This is a genomic window from Cedecea davisae (genome assembly GCF_044095835.1).
GTDB lineage: Bacteria > Pseudomonadota > Gammaproteobacteria > Enterobacterales > Enterobacteriaceae > Cedecea > Cedecea davisae.
Map to the genome: position 1 here is coordinate 1,050,171 of NZ_CP172054.1, position 23,548 is coordinate 1,073,718.

Genomic DNA, 23,548 nt, shown 5'->3' on the forward strand with positions numbered 1-23,548 from the left:
TATCAGGCGGAGAGGGCCGGAGCGGCCTCTTCTTCAATAATGAGCTTCCATCCGGTCATGCTTTCCCAGTACTGCTGCTCACGCTCCAGGTCGAGCTGCACCAGCGTGTTCTGGCTAAACCAGTCGTGCGGGAAGCGCAGCGTCCAGTGGTTGTCGTCGGTTTCCAGCACCAGCGTTGGCGGCGTGGTCGTTGCCTGGCGCTGGTTATTGAGCAGCGTGGCAAGACGGATAACCTGGATTAGCGGCAGGAACTGTTTCTTTTTAAACAGCGTAAAGCGCGGCAAATCGTCAAGCTTAATCGCCTTGCGGTGATAGCGAACCAGGGAAGCCATCAGCATCTGCTGCTCCTGGTTGAAGCCGGGCAGGTTGCTGTTTTGCAGAATATAGGCCGAGTGGCGGTGCATGCCGCTGTGGTTGATGCTCAACCCAACCTCGTGCAGCATCGCGGCCCATTTCAGCAGGGCGGTCATCTGCGGGTTAGCCAGCTTCTTGTTCTGCGTTTCCCACTGCTGGTAAAGCAGTTCGACGGTTTCCAGCACCCGGCGGGCCTGGTCGCTGTCGATGTGGTACTGCTCCGCCAGGCTTTGCGCGGTGCGAATACGGATATCCTGGTGGCGGAAGCGGCCTTCCATTTCGTACAGCACGCCTTCGCGCAGCGCGCCGTCTGAAAGACGCAGCTCGCGGATAGCCAGCGCGTCAAACACGCCGCATAAAATCGCCAGCCCCGGCACAAACACCGCTTTACGCTCTTCGGAGAGTCCCGGCAGGCTTAGCGAGTCGAAGGTTTTAAACTTCAGCACTTCCTGTTGCAGCATCTCCAGGCGTTCCGGGGTGATCATCCCGTCTTTTTCACCCATTTCGATAAGCACTTCATGCGCGGCTTTAATCGAGCCGGACGCGCCAAGCGCCACTTTCCAGCCCTGCAGGCGATACTGCCAGGAGAGGGTTTCCAGCTTCTGGATGGCCGCCAGACGCGCGCGCTTAAAGCTTTCCGGGCTGATAGCGCCGCCCGGGAAGAAGTTTTGCGCAAAGCTGACGCAGCCCATACGGCGGCTTTCGACCAGCATTGGCTCAAAATCTTCGCCGATAACCAGCTCGGTAGAGCCGCCGCCGATATCAATAACCAGCTTGCGGCCGCGCTCCGGCTGAGTGTGTTCCACGCCCATAAAAATCAGGCGCGCTTCCTCGTTCCCGGGAATGATTTCAATTGGGTAGGGGATAACTTTCTCAGCACGTTTCAGAAACTCGGCGGCATTGGTGGCCTCGCGCAGCGAGTGGGTGCCCACAATGCACACGTTGTCGGCTGCAAATCCCTGCAGACGTTCGGCAAACAGCGCCAGACAGGAAAGCCCACGCTCCATGGCCTCCTCACTTAACTTATTATCAGGGCCGAGGCCGTCCGCGAGGTGCACGCGTTGTTTCAGGCGGCCAATGATTTGCATGGCGCCATCCACCACACGGGCTATTACCATGTGGAAACTGTTCGAGCCGAGGTCGACCGCAGCGAACTCCTGCGGCCGTGGAGCATGGTTTGATATCGGCATAATTTATCTTCGCCTGAGAGCGTTAGTCAGGTTGTTCCAGAGATTTAATATAATCGTAGATCGCTAATTGAGAACGCACCTTACGGCGGTTGCCGCGCGGCACATAGCGATTACTCAGTTCTTTGTCGATGATGCGCGCTTTTACAGTGTCATTTAGCTGGATATCAATGATATCAAGCATACGCTGCTTAAGACGCGGATCGAGGACCGGGACGGCTACTTCAATACGATAATCGATGTTACGGGTCATCCAGTCGGCGGAAGACAGGAATACTTTTTTGTCGCCGCCGTTTTCAAAGATATACACCCGGTCGTGCTCGAGATAACGGTCAACGATACTTATCACGCGGATATTATCGCTGATGCCTTCCAGTTCTGGAATCAGAGAACACATGCCGCGCACCAGCAGGTTTACCTTCACGCCGGAACTGGACGCCGCATACAGCCGGTCAACCAGTCCTTTATCGACCAGGTTGTTCAGCTTCAGCGTTATTCCCGCCGGCTGACCTTTCTGGGCGTTAGCTATCTCACGGTCAACCAAATCATACAGCAGGCGACGCGAGTTTTGCGGCGAAACCAGCAGATAATCGAAGGTCACCGGGCGATAAGGGTTTTCGATAAAGTTAAATACCCGACGCACTTCATTGGTAATGCGCGCATCGGCGGTTAACAGCGAGTAGTCGGTATAAAGCCGCGCGGTTTTCTCGTTAAAGTTGCCGGTGCCGATGTGCGCATAACGCACGATCTCTTCACCTTCCATACGCGAGATAAGGAACAGCTTGGCGTGAATTTTCAGCCCCGGCGCGGAGAAGATAACGTGTACTCCGGCGGCAGTCAGGCGCTTGGCCCAATGGATGTTGGCCTCTTCGTCAAAACGCGCCTGTAGCTCAACGACCACGGTCACTTTCTTGCCGTTATGGGCGGCGTGGATCATCGAATCAATAATGCGCGAGTCTTTCGCCACGCGGTAAATATTGATTTTAATCGCCAGCACGCTTGGGTCGAACGAAGCCTGACGCAGCAGTTCGAGGACGTGTTCAAACGTGTGGTACGGGTAATAAAGCAGCACGTCGCGTTCACGAATTGCGTCGAACCCGTTGCGGAATTTATCGAACCCGATGTGGCGCAGGCGCGGCAGCGGCTTGTTCACCAGGTTAGCTTTGCCGACGTTCGGGAAGCCAATAAAGTCTTTAAAGTTGTGGTAACGGCCGCCGGGGATAATCGAGTCGTAGTTTGAAATGGTCAGCTTATCGCGCAGCATTTCAACCATCGCATCCGGCATGTCGCGCTGGTAAACGAAACGCACCGGCTCGGCGGTCAGGCGCTGCTTCAGGCTCGAAGACATCAGCTCCAGCAGGCTGGACTCCATCTCGGTGACCAGGTCGTACTCGGCGTCGCGCGTCATCTTCATCGAGTAGGCGTTGAGCGCATCGTAGTCGAAGAAGCCTTTAAAGATATCGTCGAGGCAATAGCGCAGGATGTTATCCAGCAGGATCATCGGCTTGCGGCGGCGCGGTGCTTCCGGCGGCAGGTTCACGAAGCGAGGGACTTTGTCCGACGGAATTTCCAGCAGCGCATAGCGAAGGGTGTCGCCGCGAATAATCTCTACCGCCAGATAGGTGTAATCGTCCTTCAGGAACTGCACCAGGTCGGTGTCGCGGTTAATCAGAATCGGCGTGATGTGCGGGCGAAGCTGGTGTTTGAAGTAGCTGCGTAGCCAGCTTTGCTGGTTTTCTGAAAGCTGGCGCTCGTTAATCAGGAAGATTTGATTGCGTGCCATCTCCAGCAGCAAATCATTGTACAGGCCGTCGAACTCCTGGTCGGCTTTCAGCACCCGGGACTGGATCTTGTTCAGCAGGTGGCGCTGGTTGGAGGGAGAACCTTGTTCTTCACTGATCAAAATACGCCGTTTCAGTTCGGCGAAGCGGACTTTATAGAATTCATCGAGGTTATTGGAATAGATGCCGAGAAAACGCATCCTTTCAATCAACGGGTTGAGCTTGTCCGCCGCTTCCTGCAGAACGCGTTCGTTAAAAGACAACCAGCTCAGTTCTTTTTCGATATACAGCTTATCCTGACCCATTAGTCCTCACACTCCGTTTTCGTGGACGTGGCAATGCCGTCACCGTCACGTCAGTTATTATGGCGAGCTTTAGCGGAGAATGTCCAACTATGCAGATGAAAGTCTCTCATCTGACCATGACAACTTTATGAGAGATAAATACAAAAAAAGGGCCGAAGCCCTTTTTACCGTCATTATTCTGCTGCGTATCCCTGCGGGGGCAGCTGTACGCCGTCCAGCCAGGCAGCGTTGTGGCGCATTTTCAGGCGGTCTTCAAGGAACCAACTGACGACCAGAGGGTAGATAGCGTGCTCCTGGTGCTGAACGCGGGCGGTAACATCATCTTCGTCATCGCCCTCAAACACCGGCACCTTGGCCTGCAAAATAACCGGCCCGCCGTCAAGCTCATCGGTAACAAAGTGCACCGACGTGCCGTGTTCTTCATCGCCGTTTTCCAGCACCTGGCGGTGCGTATGCAGGCCGGGGTATTTCGGCAGCAGTGAAGGGTGGATGTTGAGCAGGCGGCCGCTGTAGCGAGCCACAAAAGCCGGGCTAAGAATGCGCATATAGCCCGCCAGCACCACAACGTCCGGTGCGTAAGCGTCTATTTCCTGCATCAACTGGCGGTCGAACGCTTCGCGACTGGCGAACTCGCTGGCCGCCAGAGCATGGGCAGCAATGCCGGCTTCGCGGGCGCGTTCAAGGCCGAAGGCTTCGGCCTTGTTACTGAACACCGCGCTGATGGTGCCGTTTATCTTCTTCTGCTTGCAGGCGTCAATAATGGCCTGCAGGTTACTTCCGTTGCCGGAAATCAGCACCACGATGTGTTTCATTACTCGATGACCACGCGCTCTTCGGAATCAGATGCTTTGATAATACCGATTTTCCACGCCTTTTCACCTTTGGCCTGCATCAACTCAACCGCTTTATCCGCTTCGGCGGCAGGCAGCGCAATAAGCATGCCCACGCCGCAGTTAAAGGTGCGGTACATCTCGTGACGGCTGATGTTTCCGGCCTGCTGTAACCAGCTGAATACCGCCGGCCACTGCCAGGAGGATTCGGTGATAACGGCCTGAGTATTGTCCGGCAGCACGCGCGGAATGTTTTCCCAGAAACCGCCGCCGGTGAGGTGGGCGATGGCGTGCACGTCTACCTGCTCAATCAGCTCAAGAATGTTTTTCACGTAAATACGGGTAGGCTCCAGCAGGTGGTCCGCCAGCGGTTTACCTTCCAGCTCTGTCGCCAGAGGATCGGTACCGCTGACTTCCAGCACTTTGCGCACCAGAGAGTAGCCGTTAGAGTGCGGGCCGCTTGAACCCAGAGCAATCAGCACGTCGCCGTCGGCCACTTTGGAGCCGTCGATGATTTCAGACTTCTCAACCACGCCTACGCAGAACCCTGCGACGTCGTAATCTTCACCGTGGTACATGCCTGGCATTTCGGCAGTTTCGCCGCCTACCAGCGAGCAGCCAGACTGTAAGCAGCCCTCGGCGATGCCGGTGATAACGCTGGCGGCGGTATCCACGTCCAGCTTGCCGGTAGCGTAGTAGTCGAGGAAGAACAGCGGCTCGGCGCCCTGAACCACCAGGTCGTTAACACACATCGCCACAAGATCGATGCCGATAGCGTCGTGACGCTTTAAATCCATTGCCAGACGCAGCTTGGTGCCCACACCGTCGGTGCCGGAAACCAGAACCGGTTCGCGATATTTTTGAGGCAACGCGCACAGCGCACCGAAACCGCCCAGTCCACCCATCACTTCCGGGCGGCGGGTCTTTTTCACTACGCCTTTAATTCTGTCGACCAGAGCGTTACCAGCATCAATATCTACACCGGCATCTTTATAGCTGAGAGAGGTTTTATCGGTCACTGCGGGTTCCCCACGGATGGCATGAAATAAAAAACGCGGCAATTCTAACAGTGCAGGCAAACGTTTGCGAGCCTCTTATCATCGGCAAGAAAAGAATTCCTGAGATAGACTCATTCCAGTCCGGTTGATCTCGATCATCCCATTAGCTGTAGCGCAGCGGCAAAAAAGCGGTATAATCCGGCGATTTTTTTTGTGGTAGCCAACTATCTCGGGGGAGAAAGAGTATGAAGATCGTGGAAGTGAAACACCCACTCGTCAAACACAAGCTGGGCCTGATGCGTGAGCAAGACATCAGCACCAAGCGCTTTCGTGAACTCGCCTCAGAAGTTGGCAGCCTGCTGACTTACGAAGCCACCGCGGATCTGGAAACCGAGAAGGTCACCATCGAAGGCTGGAACGGCCCGGTGGAAGTTGACCAGATCAAAGGTAAGAAAATTACCGTTGTGCCAATTCTGCGTGCCGGTCTTGGCATGATGGAAGGGGTGCTGGAAAACGTACCAAGCGCGCGTATCAGCGTGGTGGGCGTTTACCGTGACGAAGAGACCCTGCAGCCGGTTCCTTACTTCCAGAAGCTGGTTTCTAATATAGAAGAGCGCATGGCGCTGGTGGTTGACCCGATGCTGGCGACCGGCGGTTCCATGATTGCCACTATCGACCTGCTGAAAAAAGCGGGCTGCACCAGCATTAAAGTGCTGGTTCTGGTTGCCGCGCCGGAAGGCATCGCGGCGCTGGAAAAAGCCCACCCGGATGTGGAGCTGTTCACCGCTTCTATCGACCAGGGGCTGAACGAGCACGGATACATCATTCCCGGCCTCGGTGACGCGGGCGACAAGATATTTGGTACTAAATAATAAAAGCAGCCGACTTCGAAAGTCGGCTTTTTTTTGATTTCAGCAAACACCGTACGTCTAAAATCATACTCAGAGGAAAACCAACATGACACGCCGTGCTATCGGGGTCAGTGAAAGACCACCTTTATTGCAAACGATTCCGTTAAGTCTTCAGCATCTGTTTGCCATGTTCGGCGCAACGGTCCTGGTGCCGATTCTGTTCCACATTAACCCGGCCACGGTGCTGCTGTTTAACGGTATCGGCACGCTGCTGTATCTGTTTATCTGTAAAGGTAAAATCCCGGCTTACCTGGGCTCAAGCTTCGCGTTTATCTCTCCCGTGCTGCTGCTGTTGCCGCTGGGTTATGAAGTGGCGCTGGGCGGCTTTATTATGTGCGGCGTGCTGTTCTGCATCGTGGCGCTGATTGTGAAAAAAGCCGGCACCGGATGGCTGGACGTGATGTTCCCGCCTGCGGCAATGGGCGCGATTGTTGCCGTCATCGGTCTGGAGCTGGCTGGCGTAGCAGCCAACATGGCTGGCCTGTTACCGGCCGAAGGCAGTTCGCCTGATTCCACCACCATTATCATTTCTCTGGTGACGCTGGCGGTAACGGTATTCGGCTCGGTGCTGTTCCGCGGCTTTATGGCGATTATCCCGATCCTTATCGGCGTACTGGCGGGCTACGCGCTCTCCTTCGCGATGGGCGTGGTTGATGTTACGCCAATTCGCGAAGCGCACTGGTTCGCGCTGCCAACCTTCTACACGCCGCGTTTTGAATGGTTCGCTATCTTCACCATCCTGCCTGCCGCGCTGGTGGTGATTGCCGAGCACGTTGGCCACCTGGTGGTGACCGCCAACATCGTTAAAAAAGACCTGATTCGCGACCCGGGCCTGCACCGCTCGATGTTTGCTAACGGCATCTCGACCATTTTCTCCGGCTTCTTCGGCTCCACGCCAAACACTACCTACGGCGAGAACATCGGCGTAATGGCCATCACCCGCGTTTACTCCACCTGGGTTATCGGCGGCGCGGCGATCATCGCGATTCTGCTTTCCTGCGTGGGCAAGCTGGCGGCGGCTATCCAAATTATCCCGGTGCCGGTTATGGGCGGCGTTTCCCTGCTGCTTTACGGAGTGATCGGCGCGTCCGGTATTCGTGTGCTGATCGAGTCCAAAGTGGATTACAGCAAAGCGCAAAACCTGATCCTGACTTCAGTTATCCTGATTATCGGCGTGAGCGGCGCGAAAGTTCACATCGGCGCGGCCGAACTGAAGGGCATGGCGCTGGCGACCATCGTTGGCGTGGGCCTGAGCCTGATTTTCAAGCTGATTAGCATCCTGCGCCCGGAAGAAGTTGTTCTGGACGCCAAAGAGAACGACGCCCAGTCGTAATCCTCTTAAAACCGGGCGGATCCTCGCCCGGTTCTATCCACCCCCAAAACTGTGGTAGACTCATCGCGATTTTCTGCCTGTTATGGTTGAGGTACTTCTGAATACGCCGGCACAGCTCTCACTGCCACTCTATCTTCCCGACGATGAAACCTTTGCGAGTTTCTGGCCGGGCGACAACCCTTCTTTGTTAGCCGCGCTGCAAGCGGTTCTCCGTCAGGATCACAGCGGGTATATCTATTTCTGGTCGCGCGAAGGCGGCGGGCGAAGCCATCTGCTTCATGCCGCGTGCGCGGAGCTTTCCCAGCGTGGTGAAGCCGTGGGCTATGTGCCGCTGGATAAGCGCACCTGGTTCGTACCGGAAGTGCTCGACGGCATGGAACAGCTTTCTCTGGTGTGCATCGATAACATTGAATGCGTGGCGGGGGATGAACCGTGGGAAATGGCGATCTTCAATCTTTATAACCGCATTCTCGAGTCCGGCAAAACGCGCCTGCTGATCACCGGCGATCGCCCTCCGCGTCAGTTAAATCTGCAATTACCGGATCTGGCTTCGCGGCTCGACTGGGGGCAAATCTACAAGCTACAGCCGCTTTCCGATAACGACAAATTACAGGCGCTCCAGCTGCGTGCCCGCCTGCGCGGTTTTGAACTGCCGGAAGACGTGGGTCGTTTTCTGCTTAAACGCCTCGACCGCGAAATGCGCACTCTGTTTATGACGCTCGATCAGCTCGATCGCGCTTCAATCACCGCCCAGCGCAAGCTCACCATTCCGTTCGTCAAAGAAATTCTCGGGCTTTAATCTTCCCCGTCCTGCGACGGGGAATTCAGGCTCAAACCCTGCACAACCTCTCGGCCGCTGCATCAAGCGTGGCTTCTTGTTTGGCAAAGCACAGGCGAATCAGCTTGTGCGGGAACGCGTCCGCGCAGAATACCGAAAGCGGGATTGCCGCCACGCCCACTTCCTTCGTCAGCCACTGGCAGAAACTCACGTCATCCAGGTCGGAGATTGCGCTGTAGTCCGCCAGCAGGAAGTAGGTGCCTTCGCACGGCAGAATTTCAAAACGGCTGTCGGCTAACGCTTCAATAAAGCGGTCGCGGCGGGCGCGATAGAACTCAGGCAATTCCTGATAGTGCTCCGGCTCGGCGTTCAGCATATCCGCAATGGCGAGCTGCGCCGGGGTGTTAACTGCGAACGTCAGGTACTGGTGCACTTTGCGCAGCTCGGCGCTAAGCGCCGCCGGAGCCACGCAATAACCCACCTTCCAGCCGGTCATATGGAAGGTTTTCCCGAACGAAGAGACGGCGATAGCGCGCTCGCGCAGCTGCGGATGAGCAAGCACGCTGGCGTGGCCTTCTTCATCGAAGCAAATATGCTCATAAACCTCGTCGCTGAGAACATAAACCTCATGCTGCTCAATGGCCTGCCACAGCGCGGCAAAATCACTTTTATGCCACACGGTAGCGGACGGGTTATGCGGTGTGTTAAGAATAACCAGGCGAGTACGCGGGCTAAGCAGCGCCGCAAACTCCTGCCAGTCAACGCGGAAGTGCGGCGGCTGGAGCGCAATACGTTTGAGTACGCCGCCGGAAAGCGTTACGGCCGGGGCGTAGCTGTCGTAACTCGGATCAAAACAGATAACTTCGTCGCCAGGGCGAACCAGAGCGGTTATCGCGGCATAAAGCGCTTCGGTTGCGCCAGCGGTAACGGTGATGTCGCTGTTGGCATCAGGTTTGTGGCCGTGTAGTTTTTGAGTTTTATCGGCAATGGCTTCGCGCAGCGCCTGCACGCCGGTCATCGGCGCGTACTGGTTGGCGCCCTGGCTAACGTGATACGCCAGGCGCTCTTGCAAATAGCGTGGGCCGTCAAAATCCGGGAAGCCCTGCGAAAGGTTGATAGCCTTATGTTGCTGCGCCAGCGCGCTCATCTGACTAAAGATAGTGGTGCCGAGTGCCGGCAGTTTGCTTTCTGGAATCAAAGGGGAGTGGCTCATTATTCTACGACCTTAAACGTGATGCGTGTGTTTCCCTGTGTTGCCGGGACTATAACACGATGTTAAGATTTAGCAATCAAGACGCTTAGACGTCTAAATAATAATGACACTCGTTGCCAACATAAAGCCGAGCTAACGGCTGGAGAGAGAATGATCCGCGCCATTGTTACCGATATTGAAGGCACCACCAGCGACATCCGCTTCGTGCATAACATCCTTTTTCCCTACGCCCGCGAGCGGCTGGCCGGGTATGTGCGCGAGCACCACAACGAGATTAGCGAAATCCTCAACGACCTGCGGACGGAAATTAATGAACCGCAGGCGGATATTGACCGGCTGATTGAGACATTATTTAGCTTCATGGATGTAGATCGTAAATCTACCGCGCTGAAGGCGCTGCAGGGCTTAATCTGGCGGGATGGCTACGTGAATGGTGACTTCACCGGCCATCTCTATGATGACGTTCTGCCCGCGCTGGAGGCCTGGAAACAGCAGGGTGTTGATTTGTACGTTTATTCGTCCGGCTCGGTGGCGGCGCAGAAGCTGTTATTTGGCTACAGCGACGCCGGCGATATCACCGGCTTGTTTAGCGGATACTTTGATACCCATGTCGGCGCCAAGCGTGAAGTGCAGTCCTATCGCAACATCGCGCAGCAGACCGGGATTGCGCCCGAAGCGCTGCTGTTCTTGTCTGATATTCACCAGGAGCTGGATGCCGCACGGGAAGCGGGCTGGAATACCGTACAGCTGATTCGCGGCGAGGCCGACGAAGCCAGCAGTCATCGCCAGGTCAACCGTTTCGACCACATTAATCCGGAGTCGTTTTCTTCATGAGCGCATTAACCATTTTTACCGATACCGAAGCAAAGGAGCCGGTATGGCACAGCACGGATGCGGAGCAAATTCGCGAGCAGCTAAACGCTAAAGACGTGCGTTTTGAGCGCTGGGAAGCTAACCAGGATTTAGGAGCCAACCCTACGCCTGAAACGGTCATCAACGCCTATCAGCACGCTATCGATAAGCTGGTGGAAGAGAAGGGCTATCAAAGCTGGGATGTTATCAGCCTTCGTGCCGATAACCCGCAAAAAGACGTGCTGCGCACCAAATTCCTCTCCGAGCATACCCACGGCGAAGATGAAGTGCGTTTCTTTGTTGAGGGTGCAGGGCTGTTCTGCCTGCATCTGGATGGCCGTGTCTATCAGATCCTGTGCGAGAAAAACGATTTGATCTCCGTTCCGGCCGGTACGCCGCACTGGTTTGATATGGGTTCCGAGCCGCACTTTACCGCGATCCGCATTTTCGATAACCCGGAAGGCTGGGTGGCTCACTTTACCGGTGATGCGATTGCGGATGCTTACCCGCGCCTGCCGTAGTTGTTGAGTTGAGTTTCTCCCTGGAAGGGCTGTAACTTAGTCACAAATTCCCGCAACTATGTAGGAGCGGAAAATATTCCGTTCACTTCCAGTTCTGTTTTATATGCACCCACCGTACCGGTGAACGTCTCGGGAGAATCACCGTCATTCCCCCGAGACCCCGGACTCCCGGCCAAATAAATCGGCCGCTGAAGCGGCAGACCTCCGTTTTATCTCCCAGTCCTGGGTCGGCTGAGATGCGTTCCCGACGCTCACAGCCTCCGTCCGTTCCCGACGGCCGGACCCTGGCCAGTCGGAGAGAAAATGGAGGCGATTTAAGCCGGGATTCAGCCTCGCTTTTAACCCACAGCACGTTGAGCGTCACAGTCGCTGCAAGTCTCACAGCCACGCCCTTGTTCCCGGCTCTCATCGCCCCCGGTTATGACCCAACTCAGGCGGGGTTGAGCTGTCGGGAGCAGCGAAAGAGAGCGATCGTCGGGAACGAATCGCGAACGACCCCGAATGTTTGGGTGATAACCGGCGGGTTTACCGCTTCAGCGGCGATGAGCCTGCCGGGCGCCGGGGGTCGTCAGGGGGCATGGCGTAATGCCACCTGACACGTTCACTGTTTTCGGAATGTGCAGGGGAAACAGATCTATGGGTGAACGGAATAACGACTGATTTAAAGAGCCACCCTTGAATTTTTTGAAAGAAAGATAGGTAAAAGGCTACCCCTGCACGGGTAACATCACCCTTCTTTTATCCCTTCTCCCCTTTGGGGAGAAGGCCAGGATGAGGGGGGGTTATTTCAGCGGTAAAAATACCCCATCCCGAACCTGTTCCGGCGTCACCACGCCGGTGTCCAGGATCCAGCCGCTAATCAATTCAGCCGGAGTGACATCAAACGCCGGATTATAAACCGTCGCATTTTCCGGCGCCCACTGCACGCTGCCAAAACTTCCCGTCACGCCCGTGACTTCGCTTGCCGCACGCTGTTCGATGGGAATCGCTTCGCCGTTCGGGCAGCTTCTGTCCAGCGTAGTATGCGGGGCAGCAACGTAAAACGGAATGCCGTGGTAATGCGCCAGCACCGCCAGACTGTAGGTGCCGATTTTATTTGCCACGTCGCCATTCGCCGCGATGCGGTCCGCGCCCACCCAAATAGCATCAACCTGTTTTTTCCCCATCAGGCTGGCAGCCATCGAGTCGCAGATCAGCTGATACGGGATACCCAGCTCGCCAAGCTCCCAGGCGGTAAGCCTGCCGCCCTGTAACAGCGGGCGAGTCTCATCCACCCAAACATTGGCAACATTGCCTTCGCTGAAGGCGCGCTGGATAACGCCGAGCGCGGTGCCGACACCTGCGGTAGCCAGGCCGCCGGTGTTGCAGTGAGTCAGCAGACGGCTGCCGGGCTTCACAAGCGTTGCGCCTGTGGTAGCGATGTTGTCGCACAGCACTTTATCTTCCGCCACCAGGCGCAGCGCTTCCTCACCCAGCGCCGCAACAAAGTCGTCCTGCGCCAGGGCCTGCTTCATGCGGTCGAGGTTGTTCATCAGGTTTACGGCGGTCGGGCGGGAGGCTCTGAGGGTTTCCAGCGCTTCAGCAAGCTGCGGCTTGGAAAAACCTTGTTCCGCCAGCAGCGCCAGCAGCAGGCTGGCAGACAGCCCGATAAGCGGCGCGCCGCGCACGCTCAGGGTATGAATATGGGCAACCAACTGCTCTACAGTGTGGGCGGCCAGCCAGTTTTTTTGCTGCGGCAGCGCCTGCTGGTCGAGGATCCAGAGCTGGCTATCCTTCACTTCAAGGCTGGTGGTTTTTAAATTCTGCATGTGTGTTAATTCCATGTTGCGTTGTTGCAGCATATTGTGCCAACATGGCTTCCAGATGTATAGACGTCCAAACGTCTTGTTTAATTTTATTTTCTGAGAGGCTCGCCATGTCGCAATACCGCACTTTTAACGCCGCAGATGCAGTGGCATACGCTCAACAGTTTGGCGGGCTGGCTTCGCCCTCAGAGCTGGTGGACGCGCAGGAAGTGGGCGACGGCAACCTCAACCTGGTCTTTAAAATCTTTGATACCCAGGGCGTTAGCCGGATTATCGTCAAGCAGGCGCTGCCGTATGTGCGCTGCGTGGGCGAGTCCTGGCCGCTGACTCTCGACCGGGCGCGTATTGAAGCGCAGACCCTGGTTGAACACTATCGGCACAGCCCGGAGCACACGGTAAACGTGGTGCATTACGACGCGGAGCTGGCGGTGATGGTGATGGAAGATCTCTCCAGCCATCGTATCTGGCGCGGCGAGCTGGTTAAGGGCGCTTACTACCCCCAGGCGGCGAGCCAGCTTGGCGACTATCTCGCAAAAACGCTGTTCCACACCTCCGACTTTTACCTGCATCCGCACGCGAAAAAAGCGCTGGTAGGGCGTTTTATTAACCCGGAAATGTGCGAGATCACCGAGGATCTGTTCTTCAACGATCCGTATCAGGTTCATGAGCGTAATAATTATCCGGCGGATCTGGAGCCGCAGGTCGCGGCCCTGCGCAACGACCGTGAGCTCAGGCTTGCGGTAGCCCAGCTGAAACATAAATTCTTCTCCAGCGCCGAGGCACTGCTGCACGGCGATATTCACAGCGGCTCGATTTTTGTCGCCGAAGGCAGCCTGAAGGCGATTGATGCCGAATTCGGATACGTTGGCCCGATTGGCTTCGACATCGGCACCGCCGTTGGCAACCTGCTGCTGAACTACTGCGCGCTGCCGGGACATTTTGGCCCGCGCGATGCGGCAAGCCATCGCGAGCAGCGCCTGAAAGATATTCAGGAACTGTGGCTCACCTTCACAGAGCGTTTCACCGTTCTGGCCCGCAGTGAAACCCGCGACGCCGCGCTGGCAACCGAAGGCTACGTCGAGCAATTCCTGCAAAAAGTGTGGATTGATGCGGTAGGTTTCTGCGGCACCGAGCTTATCCGCCGCTCTGTCGGCCTGTCTCACGTTAGCGATCTTGAAAGCATTGAAGATGAAGCGACCCGTCTGGCCTGCATCAGCCACGCAATCGAGCTGGGTAAATTCCTGATTCTGATTGCCGGGCAGGTGGATTCGGTGGAGGAGTTTATTGCCAGAGTTCGTCAGAAAGGTTGAGTTTTTCCCTTACGGGCCCTCACCCTAACCCGCTCCCGGCGTGCGGACCCTGGTCAGTCGGAGAGAAAACGGAGGCGATTTAAGCCGGAACAAGTGCCGCGCTTCAGGCTTGCAGCCACTCTGAAACTCTATGTCGCGTTAAGTCCAAAAGCCACTCCCTTGTCCCCGGCTCTCAACGCCCCCGGCTTTGACCCAACTCAGACGGGGTGGAGCTGCCGGGAGCAGCGAAAGAGAGCGATCGTCGGGAACGGATCGCGAACGACCCCGAATGTTTGGGTGATAGACGGGGGTTTACCGCTTGCGGCGATGAGTTTGCCGGCGCCGGGGGTTGTCAGGGGGAATGGCGTAATTTCCCCTGACACGTTCACCGTTCTCTGGGCGTGCAGGGAAAACAGATTTACGGGTGAACGGAACATAGCCGAGCTTATAGAGGTTATCTCTACTGGTTACAGCCGTCTATGTCAGTTCGGAGAGGATTCCGTTCACGCAATAATCCGCTGCTTAAGAGTTGCTTTAAGTCCCGCAGCGAGGTCCTTCCTTTTCCCCCTCTCCCCCGTGGGGAGAGGGTCGGGGTGAGGGGCAAGCTATCCCAAATACTCAATAATCGACAGTCCGCCGTTATAATCGGTGCTGTAAATAATTCCTTCTGCATCCACAAACACATCGCAGGACTGGATAATGCGCGGTCGTCCTGGCCGGGTATCCATCATTTTCTCTGGCGCGGCCGGAACCAGCGCTCCGGTTTCTACCGGGCGATACGGATTGGAAATATCGTAAGCCCTGACGCCCGCGTTTTGATACGTCGCGAAAATCAGCGTGTCGCTGATAAAGCTCCCCGGTCGGTTTTCGTGAAGGTTGTGCGGCCCAAAGTGCGCGCCTTTTGCCACATAATCAACTTCGTCCGGCTGCGGGAAGGTCGAGATGCTGACCGGATTCGCCGGGTCGCGAATATCAAACAGCCAGATAAGCTTCTCGCCGTCTTCCTGATTGTCCAGCACCGCTTCGTCCAGCACCACCAGCAAGTCTCTGTTCGGCAGCGGCAGCGCGGTATGGGTGCCGCCGCCAAACGGCGGGCTCCAGTTGCGGTGGCTGATGAGTTGAGGCTGCGAGCGGTCTGAAACGTCCAGCAGCGTCAGGCCGCCGTCGCGCCAGCTGGCATACGCCGTGTCGCCGCTGATTATTGCGTGGTGCAGCGCATAGCGCTTGCCTTCCGGCCAGGTCGGCTGCTCGCCCGCGGCGGTATTCATCCCCGGTAACCACCAGTTGCCCGCCACCTGCGGGTTGCGAGGGTCGGCAAGATCGATAGTCAGGAAAATATAGTCGCTAAAACCGTCGATCAGCGCCGAAACATAAGCCCAGCGCCCGCCAACGTACCAGCAGCGGTGAATGCCGATGCCGCTAAGCGACAGGAAGCTGATTTCTTTCGGTTTATCCGGCGTGGAGATATCAAAAATACGCAGCCCGGCGCTCCAGCCCTTGTCCTGAACGTCACGCACCGTTTCACCCACCGATTTGGTGTAGTAAACCTTTTCATCGGCAAAGCGAACGTCGGCAAACAGGTCGCGGGCGTTGATAACCAGCAGCAGGTCATCATGCGCCTGCAAATGGATGTTCCAGGTGCCCGGTGGGGCAGGCACAAAGCCCGCCGCCTTCGGGTGCTTCGGGTCTCGGACGTCAACAATTGAGAAGCCCTGGGAAACCATATGGCCGATGTAGGCGTAACCGCGATGCACCATCAACTGCACGCCGTCCGGTTTTCCTCCCTGATCGCTGTGGCCGATAAGCCGCATATTGCGGCTGTATTCGGGTTGTGGCAGTGCCATCGGCCCTCCTTATTTGTTTTTAGCTTCGAGGGTGGCAAACCACGGCGCAATAAAGTCGTCGGTCTGGCCCCAGCCCGGAATGATTTTGCCCAGAGAAGACACGTTTACCGGCCCCGGCTGGCTTGCCAGCAGCGCCTGAGGAATGGCTGCGGCTTTAAAATCATAGGTAGCAGGCGTTGTCTCCCCGGCAATTTTGTAGGCTACCAGGCGCACGTTGGTGGCACCGATAAGCTTAGGATCGACCGCCACGCTCACTTTCCACGGGCTGTTTGTTTCGCGCATCAGTTGAATATCCTGGTTGGAAACGTCGATGCTGTAGAGTTTGATTTCGGTGCGGCCGTTCTCCTGCAACGCTTTATAAGCGCCCTGGCTGAAAGCGTCCCACGTGCCCCAGATAGCGTCGATTTTTCCTTTTGGATATTTAGCCAGTACCGCGCCGACTTTGTTGGCGGTATCGCCCTGTACGTCGGAAGAAACGGCTCCGATGGACTCCAGCTCTTTGATGCCAGGGTTAGCTTTTAGCAACGCCTGGTAAGCGGTCTGGCGGCGTTCCATTGGCGGGAAACCGGCCACCCACAGTTTGATGATATTGGCTTTGCCGTTGAAGTCTTTTACCAGCTGGCCGAAGGAGAGGTCGGTCAGCGAGGCATCGTCCTGCTGGGTCACGGTCACGCCGGGAATAGCGCTGTTAACGGCAGTATCAAAGACCGAGACGGCAATACCGGCGGCAACGGCTTTTTTCACCAGCTCGGTTGAGTACGGGTCGCGGCCCTGAGAAAGAATGATCCCGTCATATTTCTGGCTGATGGCCTGGTTCACAAAGTCCTGGAAGCGGGCATCGTCGCCGTTGCTCAGGAAAGTGCTGACCTTAAAGCCCAGTTTTTTAGCCTGCTGAACCGCGCCGGCAACAAACTGAGTGGTGTTGTCGTCTGAACCCAGGTTGCGGATAACGGCAATGCGAATAGGGCCGTCATGAGCGGCGATCTTTTCCGGCACCGGAGTCACGGTTGCCGCGTAGCCCGGCAGAGCGGAAAACAGGCTCAGCGCCAGCAAAGAGGTGGTTAATTTTTTCATCGTCGTTACCCTGTGTGAATGTTGTTTTAGCGTCGTTGTATGTAAGTAATCGCCAGCGCTGCGGCCAGCACCAGGCCTTTAATTATGTCCATCGCGTAGTAGGGCACGGAGAGCATCACCAGCCCGTTTTGCAGCACGCCCAGAATCACCGCGCCAACCAGCGTGCCGAGGGCGTTTGGTTTACCGGAACCTGCAAGAGAAAAGCCAATCCATGCGGCGGCCACGGCATCCATCAGGTAGCCGCCACCGGCATTGACCTGCGACGAGCCAATGCGCGACGCAAGCAGAATGCCGCCCAGCCCCGCGAGTAAAGATGCCAGCACGTAGGCCGCCACGCGGTAGCGGGTGGTTCGAATACCGGAAAGGCGCGCCGCTTCCGGGTTGCCGCCGATGGCATACATGCGTCGGCCGTGTTTGGTCAGGGAAAGTGCGAGCTGTGCCACCAGGGTTACCACCAGCATGATGATGACGATAGTCGGCACCTGGCCCAGAAGTCCGAAGCTTGCAGGAATAGTGCCTTCGGCCATGTCGCCGCTCGGCAGCACCATATTTTCTGTAATCGAGCCGCCGTAGCTGTAGGTCATCGCCACGCCCTGGATAACAAACAGGCTGGCGAGGGTGGCGAGCATATCGGGAATTTTCAGGACCACTATCAGGAAGGCGTTAAACAGCCCGACCAGAGTGCAAAGCACCAGCGTCGTGATAATCGCTTCCGTGGTGCCGAAGCCGTGCCAGACGAACAGTGAAATGACCAGCGCGTTTGCCAGAGAAGCGGTGGAGCCAACGGACAAATCAAACCCGCCGACGGTGAGCGAAATCGATACGCCGACGGCAATGACCGTGACGATGGCGATTGAGCGCAGGATGTTGATGATGTTGTTTGGCTCAAGGAAGCTGTCTGAAGCGATGCCGAACAGCGCCACCAGGGCAACAACGGTAAGCAACATCCCCCATTTGTAGAGAAAGTCAAAAAACTGCTGGCGGCCGGAAACGCCGGCCTTAAGGGATAATGCTTTGCTCACGCGGGCGTTCCTCCGGTGGAGTAGAGTAAAAGTGTTTCTTCGGTGGCCTGGTGGCCGTCAAGCTCGGCGACGATGCGCCCGTCCCACAGCACGCAGATGCGGTCGCATAGCCCGACCAGTTCGGCAAACTCGCCGGAGGCGTAAATCACCCCTTTACCCTGGCGAGCCAGCTGGTCTATCAGCACGAAGAGGTCGGTTTTGGCTTTGATGTCCACGCCCTTGGTCGGCTCGTCAAAAATCAGCACTTCGGCTTCGCTGCGCAGCCACTTGCCGATGGCGACTTTTTGCTGATTGCCGCCCGAAAGACGGCGCAGCGTTTGCGCCGGGCCGCTGGTGCGGATCCCCAGCCGCTGAATAGTTTCCTCCGCCCAGCGCTTCGCTTTGCGGTGGTCGAATAATCCCCAGCGGGAGAACTGATTGTCGGCGCTGACCGCAAGGTTCATGGTGACCGACTCGTCGATAAAAATGCCTTCTTTACGGCGTTCTTCCGGCACCAGCACCACGCCGTGCGTCACGGAATCCGCGGGGTCTTTTGGCCGCCAGTTTTTCCCCTTCAATTCGCCGCGCGCGACGGTACTGCGCGTAGCGCCGAACAGCGCCTTGCACAGCTCGGTTTTGCCCGCGCCCGCCAGCCCGGCAATGCCGAGAATTTCGCCCTTATTCAGCCGCAAAGAAATATCTCGCAGCAGCACATCGTCATGAAGCCCTTCCACCTCAAGCAGCGTGTTGTTCGCAACCGGCGGGCGGTGCGGAGGATAAATATCGTCGAGCTGGTGGCCGAGCATTTTTTCAACAATTTCTTCGCCGCTGAGATGCCCCATCGGGCCGGTGTCCACCAGTTTGCCGTCGCGCAGGACCGTCATCTGGTCGCAAATCGCCTTCAGCTCGTGAATGCGGTGGGAGATAAACACCACGCCGATGCCGCTTTGCTGTAGCCGCTGCACCACGCGGAACAGGTGCTCGCTCTCCTGGCTGTCCAGCGGAGCCGTAGGCTCGTCGAGGACAAGAAAACGGCAGCGATGGGAGAGGGCGCGCGCCAGCAGAATTTGCTGCTTTTCCGCCAGCGAACACTGCTCGATACGCTTTTTCACATCGATTGCTACTTCCAGCTGCGCCAGCGCGGCGCGCGCCTGCCGGTAAATCTGCGGCCAGCTGTAGAGGTGGCCCGCTTCTGCCAGCTTGTCGAGCATGATGTTTTCCCCGACGCTCAGGCCGGGGATCAGCGCCACGTCAACTTCCTGCTGCACGAGGTGAATACCGAGCAGTTTGGCATCTCGCGGGCTGCGGATAGCGACCGTTTCGCCGTTAATCAGGATTTCGCCCTGATAATCAGCGTGCGCCCCTGAAAGCACCGCCATCAGCGTTGATTTACCCGCTCCGTTTGCGCCGGTCAGGGCGTGTACCGAGCCACCATCTAGCTGAAAATCAACCTGGCTCAGGGCGTTGAAGCCGCCGAAGGCGATGGATATCTGCCGCATCTCGAGCTGGTTAAGCGTTGTCATGGCGGAGCCTGCATCCGTGTTTAATAAATTGATCTGTCGAATTTTTAACGGCCTTCTGGGTTGCGGGCAATGAACGAAAAGACATAAGATAAAGCAAAATGATATTAGCCGTCCAGATGTCTGGACATATCATCGGCATAGAATATATCCCGTCAGCGCATGAAAGGAAATGAATCATGACCAGCACCGCTATCCGCGTGGTTACCGGCCCCGCCAATTACTTCTCCCATCCCGGTAGTCTTGCCCGCCTGAGCGAGTTTTACAGCGAAGAGGAGCTAAACAACGCGGTGTGGATCTACGGTGAGCGCGCTTTTGAGGCCGCGCATCCTTTCCTGCCGGCGTCATTTAATCTCCCGGGCGCAAAGCATATTGCCTTTGGCGGCCACTGTAGCGAGAGCGAAGTGCAGAAGCTGGTTGCCCGGTCCGGCGAGCGGCAGGTGGTGATTGGCATTGGCGGCGGCGCGCTGCTGGATACGGCCAAAGTGGTGGCAAGAAGGCTGAACGCTCCTGTGGTGGCGATTCCGACTATCGCCGCGACCTGCGCGGCCTGGACGCCGCTGTCGGTCTGGTATAACGATGCCGGGCAGGCGCTGCGCTATGAAATCTTCAACGATGCTAACCATCTGGTGCTGGTGGAGCCGGAAATTATTCTGCGTGCGCCACAGGAATACCTGCTGGCGGGCATCGGCGATACGCTGGCGAAGTGGTATGAGGCGGTGGTGCTCAGTCCTGAGCCGGAGAATCTTCCGCTAACCGTTCGCCTGGGTATTGGTGCGGCGCTGGCTATCCGCGACGTATTGCTGGAGAGCAGCGAGCAGGCGCTGGAAGACCAGAATAACGGCGAATTAAGCCAGGCGTTTCTGGATGTGGTTGAGGCGATCGTTGCCGGAGGCGGCATGGTCGGCGGCCTGGGTGACCGCTATACCCGCGTTGCCGCCGCTCATGCGGTACACAACGGACTGACGACGCTGCCGCAAACTGACCGCTTCCTGCACGGGACTAAAGTGGCCTATGGAATTCTGGTGCAGAGCGCATTGCTGGGGCAGGATGACGTGCTGGCTCAGCTTACCCAGGCGTACAAGCGTTTCAACCTGCCCACTCGCCTGGCGCAGCTGGATGTGGATATTAATCATCGCGCCGAGCTGGATAAGGTGATTGCCCGCACTTTGCAGGCCGGGGAGTCTATACACGCTTTGCCTTTGGCGCTTTCGCCGGAGGTTTTAAGAGCGGCTTTTGAGAAGGTTGAGGCGCTGTAAATATTTGCCCCTCTCCCCACAGGGGGAGAGGATAAAACCAGGTACAGAAACTTACTTTTTTCCACCCTCTTCCTCCCGGAGAGGGCCGGGGTGAGGGCATTTCACCCTAACTGCAATTCCCGCACTAAAGCAAACGCCTGCTTCATATGCTCCTCGCTAACGATAAACGCCTTCAACTGCTGTTCGGCGTTCAGCCCTTTGGCAATCAGCCCTTCGCCGCTGGCGGTAATATGCCAGCATAAATCCTCGCGCTGGGTTTCCCCGGCCAGATGCAGCGGCATTTCGGGCGTTTTCACTTTTACCAGCATTGCCGGAAGCTTCAGCGGTTGCTCCGCGCCGAGCAGGTTTTTCGCCAGCGTCATGGCGCTTAGCTGTATCGGTTGCAGGAACGGCAGCACTTTTCCGTCGATTTCCGCGCAGTCGCCCAGGGCATAGATATCCGGATCGGAAGTTTGCAGCTGGCTGCTCACCTTGATCCCTCGGTTTACCTCCAGCCCTGCGTGCTGAGCCAGGCCGATGTTCGGGCGCAGGCCAATAGCCGCGACAACCGCATCAGCATAGATTTTTCGCCCGTTGTTGAGCGTGGCGCACAATCCCGGCTCCGTTTCGCTTACCGACTCCAGGCGCTGATTAAACAGCAGTTCGACGCCCATTCGGCTGAGTTTTGACTGCAACCTTCCGCTCACTTCAGGCGGCAGCAGAGAAGCCATCAGGTGACCGGCGTTGTCCACCAGAGCGACTTGCTTGCCCGCCCGGCAAAAATCCATCGCCAGCTCGCTGCCTATCAGCCCGCCGCCGAGGATAAGCACGCGTTTAGCATCGCGCAGTCTGGACTCGCAGGCCTGATACTCCTGCTGGCTATTGAGCGTCAGCATCAGCTCCTTGCCCACAATGGGCGGGAGCAGGGCGGAAGAGCCGGTCGCCAGCACCAGCTTGTCGTACTGCCACTCTCGCCCTGAAGACTTCACCCGCTTGTTTTTCGGGTCGATGCTACTGACCCAGCTGTTGGCGTGTAGCGTCAGGTTGTACTGTTCGGCAAAATCTCCTGCCGGCTGACGGGTCATCTCTTCGGCACGCTGATTCAGGCTGATGACGTGGCTGAGATCGGGTTTGTTGTATTCATCGACGCTGTCGGCGGCAATCAGCCGAATCGGCACCTCTGCATTGTGTTTACGGATATTTTTAACCAGCTGGCGGGCGGCAAAGCCCGAGCCGATAATCACGATGCCGTGGTTCATTTGACCTCCGTAGCCAGTTCGTCGAAGACGTCTTTGCCCAGCGAGCATTCAGGGCAGAGGAAATTATCCGGCACTTCGCTCCACGGCGTATTCGGCTCAACGTTTTGCATAGGTTCACCTTTCGCCGGATCGTAAATCCACTGGCAGACGCTGCACTGCATGCAAGGGCCGAGATCGGTGTTTGCCGCTGGCTCTGCGGCTGCCGGAGCGGCTTCTGTAACGCTATTCTGCGCCGCAGGCAGCGGGGTGAGCGCCCACTGGCGTGCGATTTCGCGACCGTGCTCGCGGCATAACTCCAGCGCATTACCGTCCGGGCGCCATTTTGCTTTCAGGCTTAAAGACATTTCAAAACCGGCGTCCTGCAGGCGAGTAGAAAGGCGGTCTACCGCGCCGCCGCTCCAGCCGTGGGAGCCGAAGGCGCTGGCGCGTTTATTGCGAAAGCGCAGGCCGGTTATCTCTTCTACCAGCCCGGCGATTTTCGGCATCATCACGTTGTTCATGGTCGAGGTGCCGACCAGCACGCCTTTGGAGCGGAAAACGTTGGTCAGAATTTCGTTTTTATCGCTGCGGGCAACGTTGAAGATTTTCACCGCCACGCGAGGGTCGGTTTCGGTAATGCCCTGGGCGATGGCATCCGCCATCATGCGGGTGTTGTTCGACATGGTGTCGTAGAACAAGGTGATGCGGTCTTCCTGGTAGTCGGCTGCCCACTTCAGGTACAGCTCGACGATTTGCGTCGGGTTGTCGCGCCATACCACGCCGTGAGAAGTGGCGATCATATCCACCGGCAGGTTAAAGCCGAGGATCTCGGTAATCTTCGGCGTGACCAGGCGGCTGAACGGCGTCAGGATGTTGGCGTAGTAGCGCTGGCACTGTTCGAACAGTTCGGTCTGGTCCACTTCATCATTGAACAGATGTTCGTCGCAGTAATGCTGGCCGAAGGCGTCGTTGCTGAACAGCACCGCGTCGCCGGTCATGTAGGTCATCATGCTGTCCGGCCAGTGCAGCATTGGCGTTTCGACGAAGATAAGCTGTTTGCCGTTGCCGATATCAAGCGTATCGCCGGTTTTCACCACGTTGAAGTTCCATTCCGGGTGATGGTGGTGCCCGTTGATGGAGTCGATGCCGTTTGCCGTGCAGTAAATTGGCGTGTTCGGGATGCGGGACATAAGTTCGGTCAGCGCGCCCGCGTGGTCTTCTTCCGCGTGGTTGATGATGATGTAGTCGAGCGTGTTGAGGTCGATTTCACGCTCCAGGTTCTGCACAAACTCGCGGCTGAATTTATGGTCCACGGTGTCAATAAGCACGTTTTTTTCTTCACGGATCAGATAGCTGTTGTAGCTGCTGCCGCGCAGGGTTTTATATTCGGTGCCGTGAAAATCGCGAACTTCCCAGTCACGCTGGCCAACCCACTGAATGTTGTTTTTAACCTGAATAGCCATGTAAAACCTCACT

Annotated in this window: 19 protein-coding genes; 7 read left to right on the forward strand and 12 right to left on the reverse strand. The window is 56.9% G+C overall.

What is annotated here, in order from left to right:
- Window positions 1-2 precede the first annotated feature (2 nt).
- The 4 genes from ppx to purM form a co-directional block, all read right to left on the reverse strand.
- Window positions 3-1,544 (reverse strand): exopolyphosphatase, encoded by a 1,542-nt coding sequence (gene ppx, locus ACG1VR_RS05535; protein ID WP_016537703.1) that lies wholly within the window; start codon window positions 1,542-1,544, stop codon window positions 3-5.
- Between the two features lie 22 nt (window positions 1,545-1,566).
- Complete coding sequence (ppk1, locus tag ACG1VR_RS05540; RefSeq protein ID WP_016537702.1) at window positions 1,567-3,627, reverse strand: polyphosphate kinase 1; 2,061 nt, start codon at window positions 3,625-3,627, stop codon at window positions 1,567-1,569.
- Between the two features lie 173 nt (window positions 3,628-3,800).
- A complete protein-coding gene (purN, locus tag ACG1VR_RS05545) occupies window positions 3,801-4,439 on the reverse strand; it encodes a phosphoribosylglycinamide formyltransferase (RefSeq protein ID WP_016537701.1) in 639 nt (212 codons plus the stop codon).
- A complete protein-coding gene (gene purM / locus ACG1VR_RS05550) occupies window positions 4,439-5,476 on the reverse strand; it encodes a phosphoribosylformylglycinamidine cyclo-ligase (RefSeq protein WP_016537700.1) in 1,038 nt (345 codons plus the stop codon). The genes purN and purM overlap by 1 nt, the downstream gene beginning before the upstream one ends.
- A 224-nt stretch (window positions 5,477-5,700) precedes the next feature.
- Here purM and upp point away from each other — a divergent pair, with 224 nt between their 5' ends.
- The 3 genes from upp (at window position 5,701) to ACG1VR_RS05565 (ending at window position 8,498) form a co-directional block, all read left to right on the forward strand.
- A complete protein-coding gene (gene upp, locus ACG1VR_RS05555) occupies window positions 5,701-6,327 on the forward strand; it encodes a uracil phosphoribosyltransferase (RefSeq protein ID WP_395490416.1) in 627 nt (208 codons plus the stop codon).
- 85 nt (window positions 6,328-6,412) lie between these two features.
- Entirely contained in the window at window positions 6,413-7,699 is a 1,287-nt protein-coding gene (gene uraA / locus ACG1VR_RS05560) for a uracil permease (RefSeq protein ID WP_216374899.1), read from the forward strand.
- A gap of 97 nt (window positions 7,700-7,796) precedes the next feature.
- Entirely contained in the window at window positions 7,797-8,498 is a 702-nt protein-coding gene (locus tag ACG1VR_RS05565; protein WP_216845789.1) for a DnaA inactivator Hda, read from the forward strand.
- A gap of 31 nt (window positions 8,499-8,529) precedes the next feature.
- Here ACG1VR_RS05565 and ACG1VR_RS05570 read toward each other — a convergent pair whose 3' ends face one another.
- Window positions 8,530-9,690 (reverse strand): pyridoxal phosphate-dependent aminotransferase, encoded by a 1,161-nt coding sequence (locus ACG1VR_RS05570; protein WP_395490417.1) that lies wholly within the window; start codon window positions 9,688-9,690, stop codon window positions 8,530-8,532.
- A gap of 150 nt (window positions 9,691-9,840) precedes the next feature.
- Between ACG1VR_RS05570 and mtnC the strand changes: the two genes are divergently transcribed.
- Window positions 9,841-10,524, forward strand: coding sequence for an acireductone synthase (gene mtnC, locus ACG1VR_RS05575; protein WP_016537695.1), 684 nt, complete (start codon window positions 9,841-9,843; stop codon window positions 10,522-10,524).
- Window positions 10,521-11,063, forward strand: a complete 543-nt coding sequence (locus ACG1VR_RS05580; RefSeq protein WP_016537694.1) for an acireductone dioxygenase — start codon at window positions 10,521-10,523, stop codon at window positions 11,061-11,063. The genes mtnC and ACG1VR_RS05580 overlap by 4 nt, the downstream gene beginning before the upstream one ends.
- A 782-nt stretch (window positions 11,064-11,845) precedes the next feature.
- Here ACG1VR_RS05580 and mtnA read toward each other — a convergent pair.
- A complete protein-coding gene (gene mtnA, locus ACG1VR_RS05585; protein ID WP_395490418.1) occupies window positions 11,846-12,871 on the reverse strand; it encodes an S-methyl-5-thioribose-1-phosphate isomerase in 1,026 nt (341 codons plus the stop codon).
- Between the two features lie 107 nt (window positions 12,872-12,978).
- Here mtnA and mtnK point away from each other — a divergent pair, with 107 nt between their 5' ends.
- On the forward strand, window positions 12,979-14,178 hold the full coding sequence (mtnK, locus tag ACG1VR_RS05590) for an S-methyl-5-thioribose kinase (RefSeq protein ID WP_395490419.1): 1,200 nt from the start codon (window positions 12,979-12,981) through the stop codon (window positions 14,176-14,178).
- Window positions 14,179-14,762: 584 nt separating this feature from the next.
- Here the strand turns inward: mtnK and ACG1VR_RS05595 are convergent.
- Genes ACG1VR_RS05595 through ACG1VR_RS05610 form a run of 4 tightly spaced genes read right to left on the reverse strand, consistent with a single transcriptional unit; the run spans window position 14,763 to window position 19,599 of the window.
- Window positions 14,763-16,001, reverse strand: a complete 1,239-nt coding sequence (locus ACG1VR_RS05595) for an LVIVD repeat-containing protein (protein WP_395490420.1) — start codon at window positions 15,999-16,001, stop codon at window positions 14,763-14,765.
- Window positions 16,002-16,010: 9 nt separating this feature from the next.
- Window positions 16,011-17,075, reverse strand: a complete 1,065-nt coding sequence (locus tag ACG1VR_RS05600; RefSeq protein ID WP_395490421.1) for a sugar ABC transporter substrate-binding protein — start codon at window positions 17,073-17,075, stop codon at window positions 16,011-16,013.
- Between the two features lie 26 nt (window positions 17,076-17,101).
- Entirely contained in the window at window positions 17,102-18,097 is a 996-nt protein-coding gene (locus ACG1VR_RS05605; protein ID WP_172569233.1) for an ABC transporter permease, read from the reverse strand.
- Window positions 18,094-19,599, reverse strand: coding sequence for a sugar ABC transporter ATP-binding protein (locus ACG1VR_RS05610; protein WP_395490422.1), 1,506 nt, complete (start codon window positions 19,597-19,599; stop codon window positions 18,094-18,096). The genes ACG1VR_RS05605 and ACG1VR_RS05610 overlap by 4 nt, the downstream gene beginning before the upstream one ends.
- Window positions 19,600-19,775: 176 nt before the next feature.
- Between ACG1VR_RS05610 and ACG1VR_RS05615 the strand changes: the two genes are divergently transcribed.
- Entirely contained in the window at window positions 19,776-20,855 is a 1,080-nt protein-coding gene (locus ACG1VR_RS05615; protein ID WP_395490423.1) for an oxidoreductase, read from the forward strand.
- A gap of 101 nt (window positions 20,856-20,956) precedes the next feature.
- On the opposite strand, the gene norW is transcribed toward ACG1VR_RS05615, so the two are convergent.
- Window positions 20,957-22,093, reverse strand: a complete 1,137-nt coding sequence (gene norW / locus ACG1VR_RS05620; protein ID WP_395490424.1) for an NADH:flavorubredoxin reductase NorW — start codon at window positions 22,091-22,093, stop codon at window positions 20,957-20,959.
- Window positions 22,090-23,535 carry an anaerobic nitric oxide reductase flavorubredoxin gene (gene norV, locus ACG1VR_RS05625; RefSeq protein WP_172569237.1) on the reverse strand — a complete coding sequence of 482 codons (1,446 nt, stop codon included), beginning with the start codon at window positions 23,533-23,535 and terminating at the stop codon, window positions 22,090-22,092. The genes norW and norV overlap by 4 nt, the downstream gene beginning before the upstream one ends.
- Window positions 23,536-23,548: the final 13 nt, after the last annotated feature.